The following is a 20,470-nucleotide window of genomic DNA, read 5'->3' as shown; positions in this document are numbered from 1 at the left end:
ACAAAAAAGTCGGGCAATGGCCCGACTTTATCATAAATTGTTGAGTAACAAACAGCTTAGCAAATCAGCGAAAAGGTAAGCAGGTATTTCCAGCCTCCTCCCCCTTCGTTTTAGCGAGCATTGTCAGGCGCTTTTTACAGTGCGACCCAGAGCTGAGCGGCAATAATCACCAGCCCCACCAGCGCCGCCGCACCCAGGGCAAACTGACCACCTGTCACCTGGTAACCGCCCAGGTTCTGTTTACGCTGTCCCAGCGCCATGGCGATAGGCAGGAAGATGATCATCACCACCAGCGGCAGGGCCGCGAAGCCTAACACCTTAATGAAACCATCGGGATAGTAGAGCGCGCACAGCAGCGGCGGCACAAAGGTCACCAGCCAGGTCTGAACACGTCCCCACAGGTTTTCTCTGGCGCGGGTCAGCTCGGCAATATAGTCGAACAGGCTCATGGTGACCCCGAGGAAGGAGGTGATCAGCGCCAGGTTGGCAAACAGATCGATACATTGCTGCAATATGCTCGAGTGGGCAATCCCCTGCAGCGCGGCGACCAACTTAGGCAGAGAGCCCTCGAAGCCGTGCACGGTCGCACCGCCCACTGTGCCCAGGGTCACCATCAACCAGAGGATGTAGCACACCAAGGGGATGGTAGAGCCGATCATGAGTACCTTGCGCAGCGACATGGCATCACCATCCAGGTAGCGCACTATGGTCGCGATACAGACATGGAAACCGAAAGAGGTAAACACCACAGGGATGGCCGCCAGCCAGAGATTACCCAGCTCGCCCTTAGACACGAGCTGCGCGGCAGATTCCCGCAGAATATAGTTCGGGCTCACCTCGGGTAGCAGGAAGAGCACCACGATGACAAACAGGGCCACCATGGCGGTAAACAGCACCCGAGAAACCTTGTCGATCCAGGAGACGCCAATGGCGATGAAGCCACCGAAGATAAAGGTAAAGAGTAATACCGCCGCCTCATGACTCACCTCGATCCCTAAGGGTTCGAAACGGGATTTCAGCAGGGATGAGCCGCCCATCAGATACACCATGGTCAGGGCGAATAACAGGCTCAAGAAGGAGCCGCCTTGAATGAGCTGTCCTACTTTACCTAGGGTCTTGCCCGTGATGGCGTGAACATTCAACCCCACCCCGGCACGTAAATTTATCTCTAGCATGAGTAGCGAGGTGTAGATGGACACCGCCCAAATCGCTACCAGTAATAGTAAGGCTGGAATCGTCCCCAAAGAAGCCGTTGCCAGAGGCAAGGCCAACATGCCTCCCCCAATTGCGGTACCCGCAACGATGGCAATAGAGCCAAGCATTTTTAAGTTCACAAATTAGTCCTGTCTTTATTTATTATCTCTTTTTGGAAGGTCAGATTTAGAACGACTGCGAAGGCGGGATTTAGTCATGAAACACGCTAAGTGATAGCCTCCTAACCGAACTAAGGATCTCTGCCCTAGCACGCGTTGGGTTGGCCTCAACAGCTTAGCTTTTACTATCTTCCGATCTAGCTAAGCCCCTGAGGCTGCCTAAATCGGTAACAATATCGATAGGTTTGTTTCATCACTACCTTTACTCTATAAATTTGACTGTTTGGCACATTAACAGAGCCACAGGCGGCGCACAAGGTATGCAAGATGATCGGATGCAAGTTTGTACAAAGGCGTAAAAGGCCCGAAACAAGCTGTCTACAGAGTGATCACCCCTGGCGAGTTGGCAGCGCCTTGCGCCGCTAACGGATTTGAGTATAATGGCCGCCACTGCTTCAGGGGAGTAGCTAACAAGGCGAGACAATTTGCCTTGAGTGAGTGTCAACATACTTGGCCACATGCCATGGTACTCACGGTAAGGGGAGCACCTCTTACTTTGCAAGACCTGAGCACGGTTACCGTTCATTCATTAGGGGGCGGCGGATCGTGCTTGGATTTTTTGCCCCCTTAGGAACTATGATGGAAGCATTACTCGCCTCAACCTTCACCGTCGCCATCGCCGAGATAGGTGACAAGACCCAGCTGCTGGCACTGATCCTCGCCGCAAGATTCAAAAATAAGACCGCCATCATCCTGGGGATACTGCTATCGACCCTGGCGAACCACTTTGCCGCCGCCTGGCTAGGCCAGTGGGCCATCAACTGGATAAGCCCTGAAATGGCCACCTATATCGTCGCCTTCTCCTTCTTTGCCATCGCCCTCTGGGTACTGGTGCCCGACAAGGTTGACGCCGAGGAGAGCCGTTTCTATCAGATGGGCCCCTTTATCGCCACCTTCATCCTGTTCTTCCTCGCCGAGATGGGCGACAAGACCCAGGTGGCCACCGTCGTGCTGGCAGCCAAGTATGATGCCCTGCCGCTGGTCGTTCTGGGCACCACGCTGGGGATGATGATCGCCAACGTGCCCGTGGTGATCGCCGGGCATTTGAGCGCCGACAAGCTACCGCTCAAATGGATCCACCGCGGCTGCGCCGCCCTGTTTGCCCTGCTGGGCGTGGCCACCCTGCTCTACTAATCCCTAGCGCTAAGGACTAAATCCAGAGGCCAAATCTAAGCGCTGAACCTAGAAACAACAAAGCCAGTGATGTGAGTCACTGGCTTTTCTATTTTTAGTTGCAGTTAGCAGCCGGGTAGCGACTAACAACCGAGTTACTGCTAGCGACCGAGCCCCTGCTTGATGCGCTGACCATAGTCTTCATCGGCCTTGAAGAAGTGGGCCAACATGCGCTCCTGCACCTCCTGGCTTGCCTGACTCAGAGAGCCAGAGATAGTCGCCGCCAACCTGGCCTTTTCTTCCTCAGAGAAGATGCGATACAGGTTGCCCGCCTGGGTATAGTCATCCTGATCGTAACGGCTGTAACGGTCGGCTTCGCCATCGAGTCTCAGCGGTGGCTCGGCAAACTGTGTAGGCTCCACCAGGGCATCTTGTGTGCTGTTCGGCCCATAGTTGGCGCTGGCATCGCCGCCTGTCTGACTACCACTGAATGGACACTGAGTCCCAGCCATGGCGCCGCCACGCTGATGATGATTCGCCTTAGCCGCGTGCGGGCAGTTAACCGGCAGCTGATTATAGTTGGCACCGATACGGTAACGCTGGGCATCGGCATAGGCAAACAGGCGTGCCTGCAACATCTTGTCGGGTGAAGCCCCCACCCCAGGTACCAGATTACTCGGCGCCAAAGCCACCTGCTCTACCTCGGCAAAATAGTTCTGTGGCAGACGATTAAGCTCCAGCACACCTATCTCGATCAGCGGGTAATCGGCGTGAGGCCATACCTTAGTCAGATCGAATGGGTTGATATGATAGGTGTTGGCATCAGCCTCGTGCATGATCTGCACATTCACCGTCCAGCGAGGGAAGTTACCATCCTGTATCGCCGCCACCATGTCACGCTGTGACGAGTCGGGATCGATCCCCTTAAGCTTATCCGCCTGCTCGTTAGTCAGATTCACCACGCCCTGCTGCGACTTGAAGTGGAACTTCACCCAGAAACGCTCTCCCTTGGCATTCCAGAAGGAGAAGGTGTGCGAGCCGTAGCCGTGCATCTGACGATAGTTGGCGGGAATGCCGCGATCTGACATCAAGATGGTGACCTGATGCATCGCCTCAGGGTTGAGTGACCAGAAGTCCCACATCGCTTGCGGATCTTTCAGGTTCGTCAAAGGGTTACGCTTCTGAGTGTGAATGAAGTCCGGAAACTTGATGCCATCGCGCAAGAAGAAGGTCGGGGTATTGTTACCCACTATGTCGTGGTTGCCGCGCTTGGTGTAGAAACGCAGGCCGAAACCACGAGGGTCGCGCTCGGCATCGGCAGAGCCCATCTCACCGCCCACGGTCGAGAAGCGCACGAAGGTCTCAGTCTGCTTGCCTTCGCCGTTAAAATGCTCGGCGATGGTGTAATCACTCAGATCTTTGGTCAGGGTAAAGGTGCCATAGACACCCGTGCCCTTGGCATGCACCACGCGCTCGGGAATGCGCTCACGGTTAAAGTGGGCCAGCTTCTCGATAAGATGCCAGTCTTGCATTAATAGCGGGCCGCGCTCGCCGGCAGAGAGTGAGTTTTGGTCGTCGGCAATTGGGGCGCCGCTCTGGCTGGTTAAGTAGTTGGTTGTCATAATTCGCTCCATCCTGTTTAGCTTATCTGGCATTTGTTTCGGGGTTAGATTAGGTCTTGCACTAGCGATTGGTTCGGGCCTTGAATCAGCTCAACCAATCTTCGATAACATCAAATATTGTGACCATAGCGTGTACTCCACTAAGTGCTTGCACCGAAGCTGGCGATGAGCCCTTGCACCAGACGCTTCACTTAGCTATTTAACTTGTCGATGAAGTAAGATTAGGCGAGCGACAGATTAAGTTAAAACGATTAAAATAAATAACCTTAACCTAATTTACAGATTAAGGTTAAAGCCAGCCTTGCCGCTATGCTCCCGAATCGATCGCTCCGAGCGCCTTCGCGCTAGATGGCAGGAGTGAAATTAACTCGAAAACAGTAGGTTAAAGTCGGGAGCAAAAAGCCTGGCAGAGCAGCCTACAATAACCACCGACTCAAACCCAACAAGACAGGAATAAGCAACAGGAATAAGCAACGGAAATAGGTAACAGAAACAGGCACAGGAACAGGAACAAGAATAGACAAATAACGCCGGAGTAAGCGGATACCAAATGAGCGAGGGAAAGTCAGCTGGAATGAATCGACTAAATTGAGTCACTTAAAATAGAGAAGCTGACGTTAATAAACAGGCATAGATAAACAGGAACCGATAAACAGGAATCGATAAACAGGAACCGATAAATAGAAATCGATGAATAAATAGGACAGGGATATTCGCCGGGCAGGCTACAACCAGAGGCTGAGCGCATTTTCCCGGCGTCATCTGTAGGCTCAGCTCTCCTTGTCGAGCTTAACCTTTGAAACCTGATACAGCTTCACCAGATAGAAGGCATCGATCAGCACGATGAAGAAGTTCACCAATGCCACCGGCAGGGCACCAATCGCCAGGCCATAGGCGACAAACAATGCGGCCCCTATCAGGTTCCACCAACGCAGCTTCTTGATATTTGACATCATGAGGGAGATGGCAACCACCACAGAGGCCAGATAGCCTACCCACTCCCAAATTGTTGCCGTATCCATAGGCACTCCTTAACCCTAAAACACATCTTCCCTAATTATGGCACTAGGCTGCGCAGCTGGCAGCCAATCTTTCAAAATTATCTCACCAATTCAGGTGCATGCCAGGGCAATGTTACTCCTGGCGAACTGAGATCAGACGACAGCCTGACGCTTAACCACCGCCGCCGTCATACGAGAGATACAGCAGAGCTCACCGGCGCTATTGTGAATGAGGACCTCCCACACAGAACTACGCTTGCCCAGGTGAACCGGCTTGGCTGTCGCCGTCAGGGTGCCGTTGCGTGATGCCTTGAGGTGGTTGGCGTTGATCTCCTGGCCGACACAATAGTAGTGCTCAAAATCCACCACGAAGTTGGCCGCATAGCTGGCAACCGTCTCGGCCAGGGCCACATTGGCACCGCCATGAACTATCCCCAGGGGATTATGCACCGCTGGCGAGGCTGGCATGGTGGCTTTCATGTAGTCTTCGCCAATTTCGCTGATGGTGATCCCCAGTGTCTGCATCAGGGTGCCTTTGCCGTGCATGCCTGCGTCCATCTTGGCGCAATCTTCCAGAGTGACGGGTCTAAACCAAATACTCATGTCTCTTTCCACTGCTTACAAAAATCAACAAATAGTCTACTTGGTCACAGGGCAATAAGATATAGGAGAATAAGCTGAGGGAACCAAGGCCTGAGATCGGTATATGCCAAGTGAAAATGGTCCGTCTGGAAGGCGGCGAATTTAGGCAGCAAGTTGGGCATAGGATGAATAAACATACTGGGAGTGGCCTTCATCCGCCCTGAATTATTAGTCTCGTTTGCCGCCAAATGGCCGCATCAAGTGGGTTTGTGTGACGAATGAAGGCCTAGGGTAACTGGTAAAAATCTCGCACCAAATCAAGGCGCTGGCGCAGCATTTAAGCCGGGCCGGTAACGCACGACAGTTTAGCCTGAAAACGCAAATTAACAAGCCCGATGAGTTAGGGAAAAACAGAAAATTATCACGGCGTTACCTGAGCCGCAGAAATGGCAAGGCGGCGCTACACAAACCAAGAGAACCGCTAACAAGACGCTAAACTTACGTCTAAAGAGATGAAACACAAGCGAATGCAATTTATAACAGGCATAAAAAAAGCCAGCTGGGGAGAACAGCTGGCTTTGGGGAGACTCGGCAGACTAGTTGCGGCGACGCAATCCAGCCAGTCCAAGTAACATCAGTCCTAGGTAACCTAACGAACCGCCGTCATCCTTTTCTTTCGGCTCTGGCTTAGGTTCTGGCTTAGGCGCAGGGTAGCTTAGGGCCACGATCACTGGGTCGTGATCCGATGCAGAGAAGGCATTTTCAGACTTCTCAAGCTCGCCTGTATATTGGCTGCTGTATTCGAACAGGTTCGACTCGACTGAGTTGATATGCCAATCTTGAATATCAACCACTCGTGCAGCCAGGCTAGTGTTGGCTAGCGCATGGTCGAGATTACCCAACTCACCGTTATAGCTGTATGAGTAGGTTGCAGTACCGTGAACCTGAGTATTCAGGTTGACCATACCGTAGCCCTTCTCGATCTTGCTGCCTTCACGCTCGTACACCTTACCGCCCAGCGTAGTCCAAGAGGCGGTCATGATGTCACGATCCGAGTTTGCCGCGTCATAATCGGTCAGCACACGGATAGGATCTTCCAGGCCGTAGGCATTCATGTCGCCGATAACCAGTAAGTCACCTTCGACATCTTGCAGGGCATCACCAATCACCTTAGCGGCCGATACACGGAACTCGTTACACTTGCCCTGAAGATCCGCAGGATCGCTGCTGTCTTCAAAGTTAGCCCAGTCTTCGATACAACCCGAACCCTTAGACTTTAAGTGGTTAACCACAACGGTCAGCTTCTCGCCATTAACGCTAAAGGCCTGGCCTAAGCTGTGACGCTGGTACTTATCGAACGCAGGGCTTAGCTCAAGCTTGTCGCCTTCGCCGCGTGTTACTACGCCTTCCATCGCATGCTGCTCAGGCGTCTCGATAACAAAGGCGTCACCCGTTGGCTCAACCTTGCTTGGACGATACAGCATGCCTACCGTGATGGCGTCACCGCCGACATACTCGCCCTTGTACTTATCCGCATCCGCAACCTCGATAAACTTATACGCATCGGCGGCTGGCAGGTTAGCATTGAGATCATTGACTAAGTACTGAATCGAACTGTCTTCGCCAAAGCCATTGTTCTCGATCTCCATCAAGCCAATGATATCGGCGTTCATCTCGGTCAACGCGCTGACAATCTTAGTACGCTGCAACAGGTAATCTTCTAGGGTATGAGCACCACGACCACAACCTCTTGAAGCATCGGCATCCGCCTGATCCTTACAAGACGCATTTAACGCACCACCCACATCGCTGTCGCTGGTGAACAGGTTCAACACGTTGAAGCTGGCGACACGAATATCACCCTTGGTCGCTACCTCTGGCGCGTCGACACGATCGTCTTCGCGAATGAAGTCGCCAGCCACGATCTCGTTTGTGGCAACCAAACGATATTCGTTGTAGCTGTAGCTAACGACACCTTCGAGGTTAGTCAGCTGATCGCCCACACGGATATAGCCAGTCTCGGCATTGAAGGTTGGGAAATAAGGCACTTCACCGTTCTTCGCCTTGAAATCAGACTCGACGAACAACTGGTTCGCGCGGTTTTTCTTCTCAAGCGCGATAGCCTCGTCTGTCATGGCAGGATAAAGCTGTGTAGGCTTCATCAGCGGCGCCTTGTACGACAACATCATGTTGTTGCGACGCGCGGCATAATCATAGCTAAATGTGCGGCTGACCTTCATGTCGCTACCGGCATCGAGCACCACATTCATGCCTTCGAAACGCTCTAGCGCATCGCCAAGATTCTCGCCGTCAGCCACATAGAAAGGCGTTGCGGCTGGCGCGCCCAGGTTCTCGCCCACTTCCATCTTCTTGTCGGCTTTAATATCGAGCTGAGTCAGGCCATAGTATTCTTTCACCAGACCTTGAACACAGACTTCAACGCCAGGCTGGATCTCTTCACCGGCCGCTTCGCCCAGGTAAACAAAAATACCGTCAGAGGTATAAGGCGAACCGTCGCCCTGAACTTCCTGCAGGTAGAAGCCTTTGAACAGGCTATCACCACGAGCGGTCACTACACCGCGAATAGTGACTTCCTCTTTAGAAGCATACTCGCCGTCGGCGATCAGCGGGCTAGACTTACCGGCGCCCTGTACGCTGTAGATAGGAGTGATCTTGGCACCTGTGCAGGTGAAGGCTGGCGCTTCAGGTTCGGTCGGTGCGCTGCTGCCGTCAAGATTACCCAGGCCGCTAAAGGTATCGACAGGCAACACCTTCCACTGACTCTCGACGAAGACGTTTGACGCGCTAAGCGCATCGGTATTGCGCTGCATGGTGGTATTCATGCCCCAGCCGCTAGGCGTTGGCACAGCACCTATGATGTCAACCACTGCACCGTCTTTGACCAGTGCTACGGCATCACCACCGTTGAAATAAAGATTACCCGTGCTGCTGTCGACATCACTAGCTAGGGCGATTTCGGCGCTTGGATGTACGATCACTTTGAGTTTTTTGGCATCTATGGTGAGACCGTCTAGGGCGACCATATCTAAGGCATTGGTAGCGCCATCTTTGTAACGCACCAGCTTGTAACCGGTAAGATCTAAGGCGGCATCACCTGAGTTATACAGCTCGATCGCCTTATTGTTGCTGTTGCCTTCAACGTATTCGCTGATGAGCAGGTCGGCTTTCGCAGAAACGGGCAAAGCCGCGGCTATTGACAGCGCAAGCACTGACAACTTTTTAACATTATCCATTGTTCAACCCCATTTTTATAATAATGCCGCTAATTTTTATTAACGTGCGGCGAGATTGTTACAGAAGTGTCCAAGCCGATTTGTGATATAGATCACATTCCAAAATAGCGAACATTATGTTTATAAAATACGGTTAATATCTATACAGGAGATGACATGCATATTAGTAAATTGTGATTAAACGATTGGTTTCAGGGCACAAAAGTAAAGACCGTCGATATTCATTCGTGACAGGTTCAGAGAATATCAAATAAAACAATAGATAAGTCTGAGCATTTAAACGCTCACCAACAGACCCGATTAGTATAAATACTCAATGAATTTACAAACCGCGGTTTCAAATTTTGGTCAATTTAACTTTTTTAACGACGAGAAGGTGAAATCTCGAAAGTGTGACAAGCCGCAACCTGGGTTGGTCAGAATAGCGCTCAAAATCAAATCAGCTTCGGCCAAGCGCCTAACGCATTGGGACAATTAAGCGCCAAAACTAAGCCAAATGCTAAGCCAAATGCTAAGCCCAGCATCCACCGGGCTTTGACTTGCTGTCTTTAATATCCCGAATGGATTAACAAAATTCGAAATGGCAGGCGTTTGCCTGGGACCAGCGCAGCAGCTCGACCCGGTTACGTGATTGTGTCTTACGGAAGATAGAGGAGATATGGGCCTTGACCGTATGTTCGCTGATACAGAGGCGATCGGCGATCTCCTTGTTGCGGGCACCGCTGGAGACCAGCTGTATGATGGTACGCTCACGGCTGGTAAGCTTTTGCAGCATGGCAACCATATCCTGGGTCAGTTCGACGCCACTGTCCTGGCGACTGACAAGCTGTCGAAAAACCTTAGAGATCAATGGTCTGTCATACCAAAGCTCATCGTTAACCATCTTACGCAGGCCGGTAAGCGAGAGATCCATACGCTGATCGGAAAACAGCAACCCACGCACCCCAAGCAGCAGGGCCGATTCAGGCTCCAGGCTGCCACGCTCGACCTGATAGAGGGCAATGGGCACATGGGGTAATAAACGCGCGACGATCAGGGGCACGCCCTTGCTGTCAAGCGCCGCCCCTTTCTGGGCAATAAGGTAGAAACTGTTGCGATCACGCTCGGGATCCAGGTCGCTGACCTGACGTGCGATACGTGTCTTTAAGCCAATGGATTCGGCCAGCACAGCCAGATGGCACGGTGTTGAATCTTGGTGCAGAAAAACCAGTTCATCAATTTTACTCATACGCTTCTCTCCCTGAAAAGCATCTCAACGCAATTAACCATATGTGAGTAAGCTATCCCTGTTATTGATCTTTATGAACTTCATTCCTCCTAGCCATAGATAGCACTGAATCTATTCAGCCATGACTAGTAAAAAAGTATGTCAGCTATATTAACTAACTCGAGTGAGAATAGTTATCACTATTAGTTATATAAAGCTGACTAATCACATCATTAGCATATAATAATGCTTCTGATGTGATAGGCAAGCTACAGATTATTATTACTTTTTCAGGTTCAGCAGCAGTCTGTCATGCCAGCGGGAGAGAAGCAGCACGCTCGCCAGGGCACCAATTAGCGCCATCCCCATGTCAGACTGGGTGTCCCACACATAGCCCTGAGTGCCCAGGAATGCCTCGGCATCTTCACCGGTTGCCAGCGCCACCCACCACTCGATCAACTCATAGAAGGCCGACAATGCCAGGGCGAAACAACACACGAGGAAATGACACCAGGCGCCTTGTTTCACCACCTCAAGCCGCAGAAACACCTCCCTTGCCAGCAGCGCGGGAATAAAGCCCTGGGCAAAGTGCCCTACCTTGTCATAGTTGTTGCGCTCACTGCCCATCCAGTCGGCCAGGGTGTCAAACAGGGGCACCTCGGCATAGGTATAGTGGCCACCCACCATGAGAATGACGGCGTGGATCAAGATAAGCCCGTAGGCCAGAGAGGTCAGCGGGAAATTTTTACGGGTAAGAAACAGGATAGGCAGGGCGATCAGCGCGGGAACGACCTCTAAAAACCAGGTAAAGCTATCTTTTGGTTCTATCCCTGACCAGATCAGCACGGCGAAGAAAATTGTGAGCCACACGGTGCTTTTATTCAAAATAAGAACTCCTTAGATGATATTGTTTTAATATCAGAATAATAACTTTAGCCATCTAGCCCTCCACACTGACTAAAAAAGGTGCTATTTTGTGGAGGCATTGACAGGCAACAGATAAAAATCACCACAAGAACAGGGCTTGTAGACCTTTCTGGGCGCATTTTTACCAAGGTTTAGAGGCTTTGCAGCGAAAATGCTTGCTCTGTGTAGTCATTCTACACAAGTCGGCCAGCAACCGCATAGCGTCTCCATAAACCTTGCCCGACCGAGTTCAGCGTCCTGCCAAAAGTAGAAGTTCAGCGTCCCATTTTGGCTCAATGCCAGCAGCAAGACGATGAAGATTCGCTGGTATCAGGCCACCGAACGAAAGCCGAGTAGAAAGAGTCCTCGAGAGCGATACTCACCTAGCAACAATTGAGCAAGAGGGTACCTAAATCATGGCGAAACATTCGCTGGACAAGGATAAGATCAAGATCCTGCTGTTGGAAGGCGTCCACCAATCTGCGGTAGATGTATTCAAGCGTGCAGGTTACAACAACATCGAATATCACAAGGCATCACTGGGGGAAGAGGAGCTGTTGGCCTCGATAAAAGATGCTCACTTCGTTGGCATCCGATCCCGTACCCAACTCACCAAGGCCGTGCTGGAGAAGGCTGAAAAGCTGGTCAGCGTAGGTTGTTTCTGTATTGGGACTAACCAGGTCGATCTCGCCGCCGCCGAAAAAATGGGTATTCCTGTCTTTAACGCGCCATTTTCCAACACCCGCTCCGTCGCCGAGCTGGTATTGGGTGAGATCATCATGCTGCTGCGCGGCATTCCGCAGCGCAACGCCCTGGCCCACCGTGGTGGCTGGCTCAAGAGCGCCAATGGCAGCTTCGAGGCCCGCGGTAAGACCCTTGGGGTGATCGGCTATGGCCACATTGGTACTCAGCTGGGGATCCTGGCCGAGACATTAGGCATGCGCGTCATCTTCTTCGATATCGAAGACAAGCTGCCACTGGGTAATGCACAGCAGATCCACTCGCTGGAGCAACTGCTATCCCTAGCCGATGTGGTGAGCCTGCACGTGCCTGAGACGCCACAGACCAAGAACATGATTGGCAGCAAAGAGCTGGCAGCCATGCGTCAAGGCAGCATATTGATCAACGCCTCTCGAGGCACAGTGGTAGATATCGACGCCCTGGCCGAGGCGATCCGCGGCGAGCACATAGTCGGCGCCGCCATCGACGTCTTCCCGGTCGAGCCTAAGTCGAACGACGACGAATTTGTCAGCCCGCTGCGCGGCCTGGATAACGTTCTGCTTACGCCACACGTGGGCGGCAGCACCCAGGAAGCTCAGGAAAATATCGGTATCGAGGTTGCTGGCAAGCTGGCGAAATACTCAGACAACGGCTCGACCATGACGGCCGTCAACTTCCCTGAGGTTTCTCTGGCTCAACATAAAGACACCTCGCGTCTGCTGCATATTCACCACAACCGTCCAGGTATTCTGATCAAGATTAACCAGGCATTTGCCGAGAAGGGAATCAACATCGCCGCACAATACCTGCAAACCACCGCAGAGATAGGTTACGTGGTGATGGAGGTCAACTCAGACCAGGCCGATGAAGCCCTGGAAGAGATGAAGGCAATCGACGGCACCATCAGGACCCGTCTGCTGCACTAAGACGGCCCCGTCTTTGCGATAAACAGCATCGCGATATAAAGGCATCACTCTGTGATGCCTTTTTCTTTTGTTATCAGCGCTCTCGACGACTCTCTCGACAACTCCCCTGGTATCAGCGACAGAGCTTGGGGTATGATCCGCCGGGCATTTGGGTCTGTTATAGCAACCAAAGTCAGTATGTGATCGGAAATAGCGCAGGAAAAACGCTTGAGAATAAAGCAGGATTTTTAGATAAGTCGTTATTCTACATTTAAAAATACTAGGGCCTGTTGACCTTTCCTGTTTGTTTTTGCAGCATTTTTTAGGTGATTTATACAAGGCAGAATCTGTGTAGTGTAGTTATCTACCTAAACGGGTGATAACGCAGTAGAAATGGCCTAAAAAAGCTGCCCGAAGGGTTCATCTAAACCACGCTCTGCCCCTTGTTGCGTGCCATTTACATAGAATAACTATGCGACATAGCACGCGCCTTGAGCAAAACGCGTTTAGATTGAACAAAAATTAAACCTGAAAGATAAACAGACCCTAGGAAAGTTACCGAGCATTTTAACCAGCTAGCATGTTCAATTATTTATTACGATTGATATTAGGTCACAGACGACACAGTGCAGAATAGGAATCGGGCAAAATAGGAATCGAGCAGGGCATGGATAAGAAGAGCATTTTAGTCTCACTGGTACTCACAGCGCTGGTATTGTTTGGGGCGGCACTCTCGATCCGCGGCGGTGTCAATAGCTACCAGAGTCTGCTCACCTATGGCTGGGCAGAGACTCAGGCCCAAGTACAGAAAAGCCATGTCGGCAGGTTTCGCCCCAGCGGTGCCCGTCACGGCACAGATTTCTATCTTGCCCAGATCAGCTATAGCTATCGCTGGCAGGGCGTAAAATACCATGGCCAGCTCCTCTACCCGGACTACAGCGGCGATCGCACCCGGGAAGATGCCGAGGCGCACCTGGCTCCCTATGGCATAGGTCAGCAAGTACCCGTGTATGTCGACCCAGACGATCCGCGCCAATCCCGGCTTATCAGGGGCGTTCAACTTCAGCAGCTCGGCGATATCCTCTTGGGCCTGGCAATCATTCTGTTTGGCCTGTGGAGCCTGAGAAGCTTCCATCGCCGCTAGTGACGACTCGCTCAGTAACTTCTTTGTCAGTCCGTTCTCGCGAACAGCGCCAAGGCAAAAGCGTTTAGGGATCATAATTTTAAAGATTCGGCCTTACCGCCCCTTTAAATTTCTTACTGCGCCCCTATATTGATGACAATGAGCCCATTAAGGGTACAATCAAACCTCTGCCCAATCGCCCAGGAACATGATATGACGCTTACCGTTTCTCAACCTCAGTGGCCCCTCAATGAGGCGCAACCGGCCATCGTTTTCAGCCAACTCTCCCATCTCGGCCTTATCTCAGTTACCGGCGAGCAGGCGCGGAGTTTTATTCATGGTCAGGTGACCACAGATATCACCTCTCTGGCAGACGACCAGTGGCGCTGGGGCGCCCACTGTGATCCTAAAGGCAAGATGCTGGCCAGCTTCAGAACCTTCGCTCATCAAGATGCCCTGCTGCTGATGATGCCAAAAGAGACGCTGGCACTCGACCTGCCACAGCTACAGAAATATGCCGTGTTCAGCAAGGCTGAACTCGTCGATGCCAGTGAAGACTGGTTCCTCATGGGGGTCACCGGCGAGCAGGCCGGCGCCTGGCTGACCCAGACCTTCGGCGAGCTCAATGCTGAACTCACCAGCATCCCTGCTGGCGTCATCCTGCGCGACGGCGAGCGCTACATCATAGCGGTCGAGGCCGAGGCACAGACTGAGCTAGCGACCAAGATAGATCAGCCCATCTATGATGCCAGCGCCTGGCAGGCGGTAGAGATAGCCGCAGGTCTGCCTAACGTCTATGCCCGTCATCAGAACCAATTTGTGCCGCAGATGTGTAACCTGCAGGCGGTGGATGGCATCAGCTTTACCAAGGGCTGCTACATGGGCCAGGAAACCGTGGCCCGCATGAAGTATCGTGGCGGCAATAAGCGCGCCCTCTATATCGCCAAGGGCTCGGCCAGTGTGGCTATCGATACGACCAGCCAGCTCGAGATCAAGCTAGAAGACGATGAGGGTTATCGCCGCGCCGGCACCATACTGGAAGCGGTGCAGCGTGATGGCCAGCTGCTAATGAGCGTCGTGCTACCCAATGATACGGCATTAAGTGCTCAGCTAAGAGTGGCGGGCGATGAGGCATCAGCGCTCACCCTGGTACCGCTGCCTTACTCGCTAGATGAAGAGTAACCGATTTAATTGAGAAGGCGCCCATGGCGCCTTTTTTAATGCACAGTCTTGGCACTTTTTAATGCACGGTCTTGGTACTATGCAGCGCGCCTATCCCTTACCTTAATGCCCTTGCTCTATTCCCCTCGCCCTAATCCCCTCGCCCTAATCCCCTCGCACAGATGCCCGTCATAAGGCCTGTCATGGCTCTTGGCCGACTCGCCAGCCTTCCGGCCTGTTTCCCGCAACTTTTATTTTAGGGAAAGGCTCCCGCTAAATAGATGAAAATAAGCCGATTTAATCAGTCCTCTGGGTATCATCCACAGGCATAAATCCCCCGGGGCGTCACAGCAGAAAGATCCTTTGTTCGAGGCGCCGCGTAAGTAACAGATATCACCCCACAATTGAGCTAGGTTGGCGGTTGCAATCTGCTATCGATAAGGTTATCAATGGGTTTAATGGAAATTGTGCCAGGAGCGTTTCCCTGCGCTTGGACAAGCTAAACGATAAGGACGGGCAATGACGAGTGTCGCGACCCTGAGCGAGATCTCAAAGGGCTTCAACGATGGCGATAAGTTTCACCTGGTGCTGGACAGGCTCGACCTCAGGCTTGCCCTTGGCGAAACGGTCGCCCTCACAGGCCCGAGTGGCAGCGGCAAGAGCACCCTGCTGAATATCATCGCCGGTTTCGAGCGCCCCAGCTCAGGCACCCTCTCCCTGCTGGATCAAGATACCCGAGGCTGGGACGACAGCCGCTGGAGCCAGTTCAGACACCGGCAGTTAGGCGTGGTATTCCAACAATTTAACCTGCTCACCCCACTCAATGTCGCAGACAACATCGCCTTTCCCCTGCATCTACAGGGGGATGACTGGAATCCCTGGTGCGATCACCTCGCCGATGCGCTCGGGCTAAGACCCCTGCTCAAGCGCCATGTGGATGCCCTGTCCGGTGGTCAGCAGCAGAGAGTCGCCATCGCCAGGGCCCTGGCCCACAAGCCAGCCCTGCTGCTGGCAGATGAACCCACGGGTAACCTAGATCAAACCACCAGCCTGGAGGTGATGGAGCTGATCTGTGCCCTGGCGGGCGAGCACGACACCAGCATCTTGATGGTGACTCACTCCATGGAGTGCGCCGACTTTATGCAGCGACGCTGGCACCTGGATCTCGGGCGGGTGCATGAGTAGCGCCAATGCGCTGCTGCGCGCCACCCGCCTCACCCTCAGGGTCTTTGCCGCCCACTATAGGAAGGCGCCGCTGCAGGCCGGCGCCATACTCATAGGCATAGTGCTGGCGGTCACCCTGCTGACTGGCGTCAGGGCCACCAACGAGAGCGCCATCGAAAGCTATGGCCAAGCCAGCGAACTGCTGAGCGGCCAGGCAAGCCACCTAATCACGCCGCTACCGGGTAAGCCACTGTTAGAATCGCTCTATTTCGAGCTGAGATCCCAGGGATTCCGCCCTAGCCTAGCAGTTCTCGAGGGCACGGCGGTCGACGACGCCCAGCACCGCTGGCAAGTGACCGGCAGCGATCTTATCGCCGCCCTCTCGGCCACCTCCTCCTCAGCCCCTGCCTCCGCAGGCCACCGGGCAGCTGCTCCCGCTAAGCACGACATGCCGCTAAAGGGCCCGCTGCCCCTGGCGGCCATGTTGGCGGGCGAGCCACTAGTTGTGATGAGTGAGCAAAGGGCGAGTCTACTCCCCGAGCCCTGGCTTACCTTGAATGATACGCGTCTCAAGGTGGTGGCCGTCGATGAGGGTTATCGCCTTGGCGATCGCCTATTGATGGATATCTCCCTGGCCCAGCAGCTGCTGGATAAACCCGGCCAGCTCAGCTATATCGCCCTGTTTGACCCGCCCGGCGAAGGTCAGCAACGACTCACATCACTGATCTATGGTCACGGCAACCTGATCGAGAGCGACCAGGGCGAGGCGATGAAGGCCCTGACCAACAGCTTTCACCTCAACCTCACCGCCATGAGCCTGCTGGCCTTCATCGTCGGCCTGTTTATCGCCTATAACGGTGTGCGTTACAGCCTGCTCAAGCGTAAGCGGCTGATCATCCAGCTGCAGCAACAGGGCGTGCGCCGCGCCGCCATCATGATATCTCTGACTTTGGAGCTTACCCTGCTGGTGCTGCTGGGCTCGCTGATAGGTTTCATCCTGGGGCTACAGCTGAGCTACTGGTTGCAGCCTATGGTGTCAGTCACCTTAGAGCAGCTCTATGGCGCCAACATCTTACCGGGGCGCTGGCGCTGGCAATGGCTGGCCCAGGCGAGCCTGCTGACCCTGATCGCCGCCCTGCTGGCCTGCACCTCGCTGTTAAGGGAGCTCATCAATCAGCCCCTGGCCCAAAGTAGCGGTCAGCTCAGCCTGCAACGCAGCAGCCAGCAAGCACAAAATCGCCTCATGATACTTGCCTGTGTGTTGGGCGCCATAGCCCTTATCCTGATGCCTCTAAGTCAGGACTACCGGCTCACCATGGCGCTGCTTGGTCTGGTGGTTATCGCCATCCCGCTGGCCTTGCCCTATCTGCTGAGACAGCTCATTGGCCTGCTACAAGGCCTCTGTCCTAAGGGGCTGATGAGTTACCAGGTGAGTGAAACCCGGGAGCTGCTGGCGCCGCTATCGCTGGCCATGATGGCCATGTTACTGGCGCTCACCGCCAACATCGCCATGAACAGCCTGGTGGGTAGCTTCGAGATCACCCTCAAGCAGTGGCTGGATGCCAGGCTGCATGCCCAGCTCTATCTGCGGCCCCCCGCCAACCAGATGGCCGAGGTGGAGAAGGCGCTGAGCGATGCGCCCGAGGTAACCGGCCTGTATAAGCAGTGGCTACTGAGGAGTCATTATCAACAGACCCCCATCTTCCTGCTGACCAGAGACCCTTACTCGATAGAGCACACCACCATCATCAAGCAGGCAAGAGAAGATCTGTGGCGAAGTTTTTTCTCGACCAATCCTGATACGACGCCACTCGCCCTGGTGAGCGAGCCCTTCGCCATCAAACACGGCAAGCAGCTTGGGGATAAGATACAGATCGCGGCGCTGGGGGAGACAGATCTCACCATAGGCGCCATCTATTATGATTACGGCAACCCCTACGGTGAGGTGATCATCCCGCCATCCCTGTGGCGCAAGGCTGGCCTGGGTGAGCACCCCTTGAGCCTGGCCCTCAACCTCAACACGGATGTGGCCCAGTTTAGCCAGGCACTCAAGGCACGCTTCGACCTGCCCGATGCGCTGATCTACAGCCAGGAGAAGATCAAGGCCCAGGCGATAACCATGTTTAAGCGCACCTTCTCCATCACCCAGGTGCTTAACAGCCTGACGCTGATGGTGGCCGCCATCGGCCTGTTCAGCGCCTGCTATATGTTGACCCAGGCAAGGCTGGCGCCCATCGCGCGCCTCTATGCCCTGGGGGTCAATCGTCGTCAGTTGATATGGCTGGTCATAGGTCAGATGCTGCTCATGGTGCTGCTCACCTGTCTGGTTGCCCTGCCCACAGGCGCCCTGCTGGGCTATCTGCTGATCCATAAGGTCACCCTGCAGGCCTTCGGCTGGACCATCGCCATGGTGTGGGACTGGCTGGCCTACCTGGAACTGGTGGGGCTGGCACTGGTGGCCAGCACACTGGCGGTCGCCTTCCCCCTCTATCAGCAAACCAGGCGCCCCTTAGTATCCAGCCTGCAACGGGAGGTACTATGACGCGCATACTGATCTTCACTCTCTTCGCCCTACTGATACAGGGCTGCGACTCGCCCCAGCAGCAGGCGAGCGGCGGCATGGGCGAGCTAATGGGCCCAGACACCGGCGGTTACGCCGAGGTCATCGAGGGAAGAACGCTCAGCTTCCCTGCGGATCACCTCGCTCACGACAAATTTAGGCAGGAGTGGTGGTATCTCACCGCCAACCTCACCACAGACACGGGGAAGCCCTTAGGGCTGCAATGGACCCAGTTTCGCATCGCCCTCTCGCCCGAGGCGCCGACATCTGATTCTCCCTGGGCGACCAACCAGCTCTATATGGCCCACGGTGCCATAACCAGCCCGATCACACACAAGGCGAGTGAACTTTGGTCCCGCGGCCTAGACCCAATTGCGGGCGTCAAGGCCTCCCCCCTGACCATAGCACTGGATGACTGGCGCTGGCAGAGCGTGGGAGAGCAGCTGTTTCCGGCCACACTGGCGGTCAACGGCAACGACTTTCGCTATCAACTGCAGTTGACAAGCACGGCGCCACTGCAACTACAGGGCGATGAGGGCTACAGCATCAAGAGTAAGGATGGTGAGGTGGCCTCCTACTACTACAGCCAGCCCTTCATCGACATCACGGGCACAGTCACACTCGAGGGCTTAACTCACAAGGTGACGGGACAGGGCTGGCTCGACAGGGAGTGGAGTTCGCAGTTTCTCACCCGTCAGCAACAGGGCTGGGACTGGTTCGCCCTGCGACTCGATGATGGCTCGGCGCTGATGCTGTTTCAGCTGAGATCAAGCGCTGAGCCCTTCTACAGCGCCCGGCGCATGTTTGCCGACGGCAGCGGCCGCAACATAGCAAGCCATGCCATCACGATGACGCCCAGCGACTGGCGGCAGATAGACGAGGCCAGCTACCCGGTGGGATGGCAGATAAGTATCCCCAGCGAGCAGTTGCAGCTAAACATCGCGCCCCTCAATCCAGATAGCCTGATGCCGCTAAGCGTGCGCTATTGGGAGGGCCCCATACAGATTAGCGGCTCCCATCGAGGCCAGGGATATATGGAGCTGACCGGCTACTAGCCGGATATGAACTGAGTTGAGACCGGCTAAGGCAGAGGCCTGCGCTTCTTGCCGGTCCACATGGCCCTTACCAGGTTTTCCCTGTGGGCCAGGCTACCGACAATCACCCCCGCAATGTGCACCACAACCAGCGTCAGGCTGAAGTTGGCGAAAAACTCATGCACCTCTTCCAGCGCACCTTCGGGCCAGGCGGCGATGAAGCTGCCCGCAAGGGGGCCGTGGCCGGTAGTGGCATATAAGGCCATGCCTGTCACCGCCGTTAACGACACACAGACGAGCAGCGCCACTATCATGAGTCCGCCGGCGGGATTATGGCCCAGATAGTCCTTTGCCCTGCCGGCAAACAGCTGCTTAAGATATTCCAAGGCCTCTGCCGGTGGCCTGACAAAACTGCTAAAACGAGCATGTCGGGTGCCCACCAGCCCCCAAAGGATCCTGAGCATCAATATACCTAAGATGATATAGCCGCCGTAGCTGTGTATCAGTATCCACTCATCCTCGCCCTCGGTGAGATAGGTCAGGGTAAAAAGCAGCACCAGGGACCAATGAAACAGACGAATAAACAGATCCCACACAGGGATCTCCCGCGTATTTTCGTGCGTCATATCGACCTCCTCTCGGGGCAAAACCTGATTCACTAAATTAGCGCCAACCCAAATAAGCTTAGGCTTTCACCGCAGGAATAAATATCTTCTCGGCCCCTCATTTGGTTATACGCCCCAAT

General features: G+C 54.0%; 15 protein-coding genes. 7 read left to right on the top strand and 8 right to left on the bottom strand.

Going from position 1 to position 20,470, the window contains the following annotated elements:
* Window positions 1-134: 134 nt before the first annotated feature.
* Window positions 135-1,334 (bottom strand): amino acid permease, encoded by a 1,200-nt coding sequence (locus tag DB48_RS09440; RefSeq protein WP_041510033.1) that lies wholly within the window; start codon window positions 1,332-1,334, stop codon window positions 135-137.
* 618 nt (window positions 1,335-1,952) lie between these two features.
* Here DB48_RS09440 and DB48_RS09435 point away from each other — a divergent pair.
* Window positions 1,953-2,507, top strand: coding sequence for a TMEM165/GDT1 family protein (locus DB48_RS09435; protein WP_041510032.1), 555 nt, complete (start codon window positions 1,953-1,955; stop codon window positions 2,505-2,507).
* 140 nt (window positions 2,508-2,647) lie between these two features.
* Here the strand turns inward: DB48_RS09435 and katB are convergent, their stop codons facing one another.
* The 6 genes from katB to DB48_RS09405 all read right to left on the bottom strand — a co-directional run bounded on the left by katB (window position 2,648) and on the right by DB48_RS09405 (window position 11,037).
* Window positions 2,648-4,108 carry a catalase KatB gene (katB, locus tag DB48_RS09430; protein ID WP_041510031.1) on the bottom strand — a complete coding sequence of 487 codons (1,461 nt, stop codon included), beginning with the start codon at window positions 4,106-4,108 and terminating at the stop codon, window positions 2,648-2,650.
* 770 nt (window positions 4,109-4,878) lie between these two features.
* Window positions 4,879-5,130: a YgjV family protein gene (locus DB48_RS09425; RefSeq protein ID WP_041510030.1), complete on the bottom strand. Its 252-nt coding sequence runs from the start codon at window positions 5,128-5,130 to the stop codon at window positions 4,879-4,881.
* 132 nt (window positions 5,131-5,262) lie between these two features.
* The gene (locus DB48_RS09420) at window positions 5,263-5,712 is read right to left on the bottom strand and encodes a PaaI family thioesterase (protein ID WP_041510029.1); all 450 of its coding nucleotides are present in this window, start codon (window positions 5,710-5,712) and stop codon (window positions 5,263-5,265) included.
* 575 nt (window positions 5,713-6,287) lie between these two features.
* Window positions 6,288-8,945, bottom strand: coding sequence for an extracellular exonuclease ExeM (gene exeM / locus DB48_RS09415; protein WP_041510028.1), 2,658 nt, complete (start codon window positions 8,943-8,945; stop codon window positions 6,288-6,290).
* 565 nt (window positions 8,946-9,510) lie between these two features.
* Window positions 9,511-10,173: a helix-turn-helix transcriptional regulator gene (locus DB48_RS09410; RefSeq protein ID WP_041510027.1), complete on the bottom strand. Its 663-nt coding sequence runs from the start codon at window positions 10,171-10,173 to the stop codon at window positions 9,511-9,513.
* A gap of 261 nt (window positions 10,174-10,434) precedes the next feature.
* Entirely contained in the window at window positions 10,435-11,037 is a 603-nt protein-coding gene (locus DB48_RS09405) for a DUF2238 domain-containing protein (protein WP_041510026.1), read from the bottom strand.
* Window positions 11,038-11,474: 437 nt separating this feature from the next.
* Between DB48_RS09405 and serA the strand changes: the two genes are divergently transcribed.
* The 6 genes from serA (at window position 11,475) to DB48_RS09375 (ending at window position 19,746) form a co-directional block, all read left to right on the top strand.
* The gene (gene serA, locus DB48_RS09400) at window positions 11,475-12,704 is read left to right on the top strand and encodes a phosphoglycerate dehydrogenase (RefSeq protein ID WP_041510025.1); all 1,230 of its coding nucleotides are present in this window, start codon (window positions 11,475-11,477) and stop codon (window positions 12,702-12,704) included.
* 646 nt (window positions 12,705-13,350) lie between these two features.
* Window positions 13,351-13,827 carry a DUF3592 domain-containing protein gene (locus DB48_RS09395; RefSeq protein ID WP_041510024.1) on the top strand — a complete coding sequence of 159 codons (477 nt, stop codon included), beginning with the start codon at window positions 13,351-13,353 and terminating at the stop codon, window positions 13,825-13,827.
* Window positions 13,828-14,019: 192 nt separating this feature from the next.
* Window positions 14,020-14,988 carry a tRNA-modifying protein YgfZ gene (ygfZ, locus tag DB48_RS09390; protein WP_041510023.1) on the top strand — a complete coding sequence of 323 codons (969 nt, stop codon included), beginning with the start codon at window positions 14,020-14,022 and terminating at the stop codon, window positions 14,986-14,988.
* Between the two features lie 498 nt (window positions 14,989-15,486).
* Complete coding sequence (locus DB48_RS09385) at window positions 15,487-16,152, top strand: ABC transporter ATP-binding protein (protein ID WP_041510022.1); 666 nt, start codon at window positions 15,487-15,489, stop codon at window positions 16,150-16,152.
* The gene (locus tag DB48_RS09380; RefSeq protein WP_041510021.1) at window positions 16,145-18,673 is read left to right on the top strand and encodes an ABC transporter permease; all 2,529 of its coding nucleotides are present in this window, start codon (window positions 16,145-16,147) and stop codon (window positions 18,671-18,673) included. The genes DB48_RS09385 and DB48_RS09380 overlap by 8 nt, the downstream gene beginning before the upstream one ends.
* Window positions 18,670-19,746 (top strand): lipocalin-like domain-containing protein, encoded by a 1,077-nt coding sequence (locus tag DB48_RS09375; RefSeq protein WP_041510020.1) that lies wholly within the window; start codon window positions 18,670-18,672, stop codon window positions 19,744-19,746. The genes DB48_RS09380 and DB48_RS09375 overlap by 4 nt, the downstream gene beginning before the upstream one ends.
* Window positions 19,747-19,772: 26 nt before the next feature.
* Here the strand turns inward: DB48_RS09375 and DB48_RS09370 are convergent, their stop codons facing one another.
* On the bottom strand, window positions 19,773-20,351 hold the full coding sequence (locus DB48_RS09370) for a cytochrome b/b6 domain-containing protein (RefSeq protein ID WP_041510019.1): 579 nt from the start codon (window positions 20,349-20,351) through the stop codon (window positions 19,773-19,775).
* Window positions 20,352-20,470 lie beyond the last annotated feature (119 nt).

The sequence above is a fragment of the Shewanella sp. cp20 genome (assembly GCF_000832025.1).
In the GTDB taxonomy this organism is placed as follows: Bacteria; Pseudomonadota; Gammaproteobacteria; order Enterobacterales; family Shewanellaceae; genus Shewanella.
This window is presented reverse-complemented; position numbering and strand designations above follow the sequence as displayed.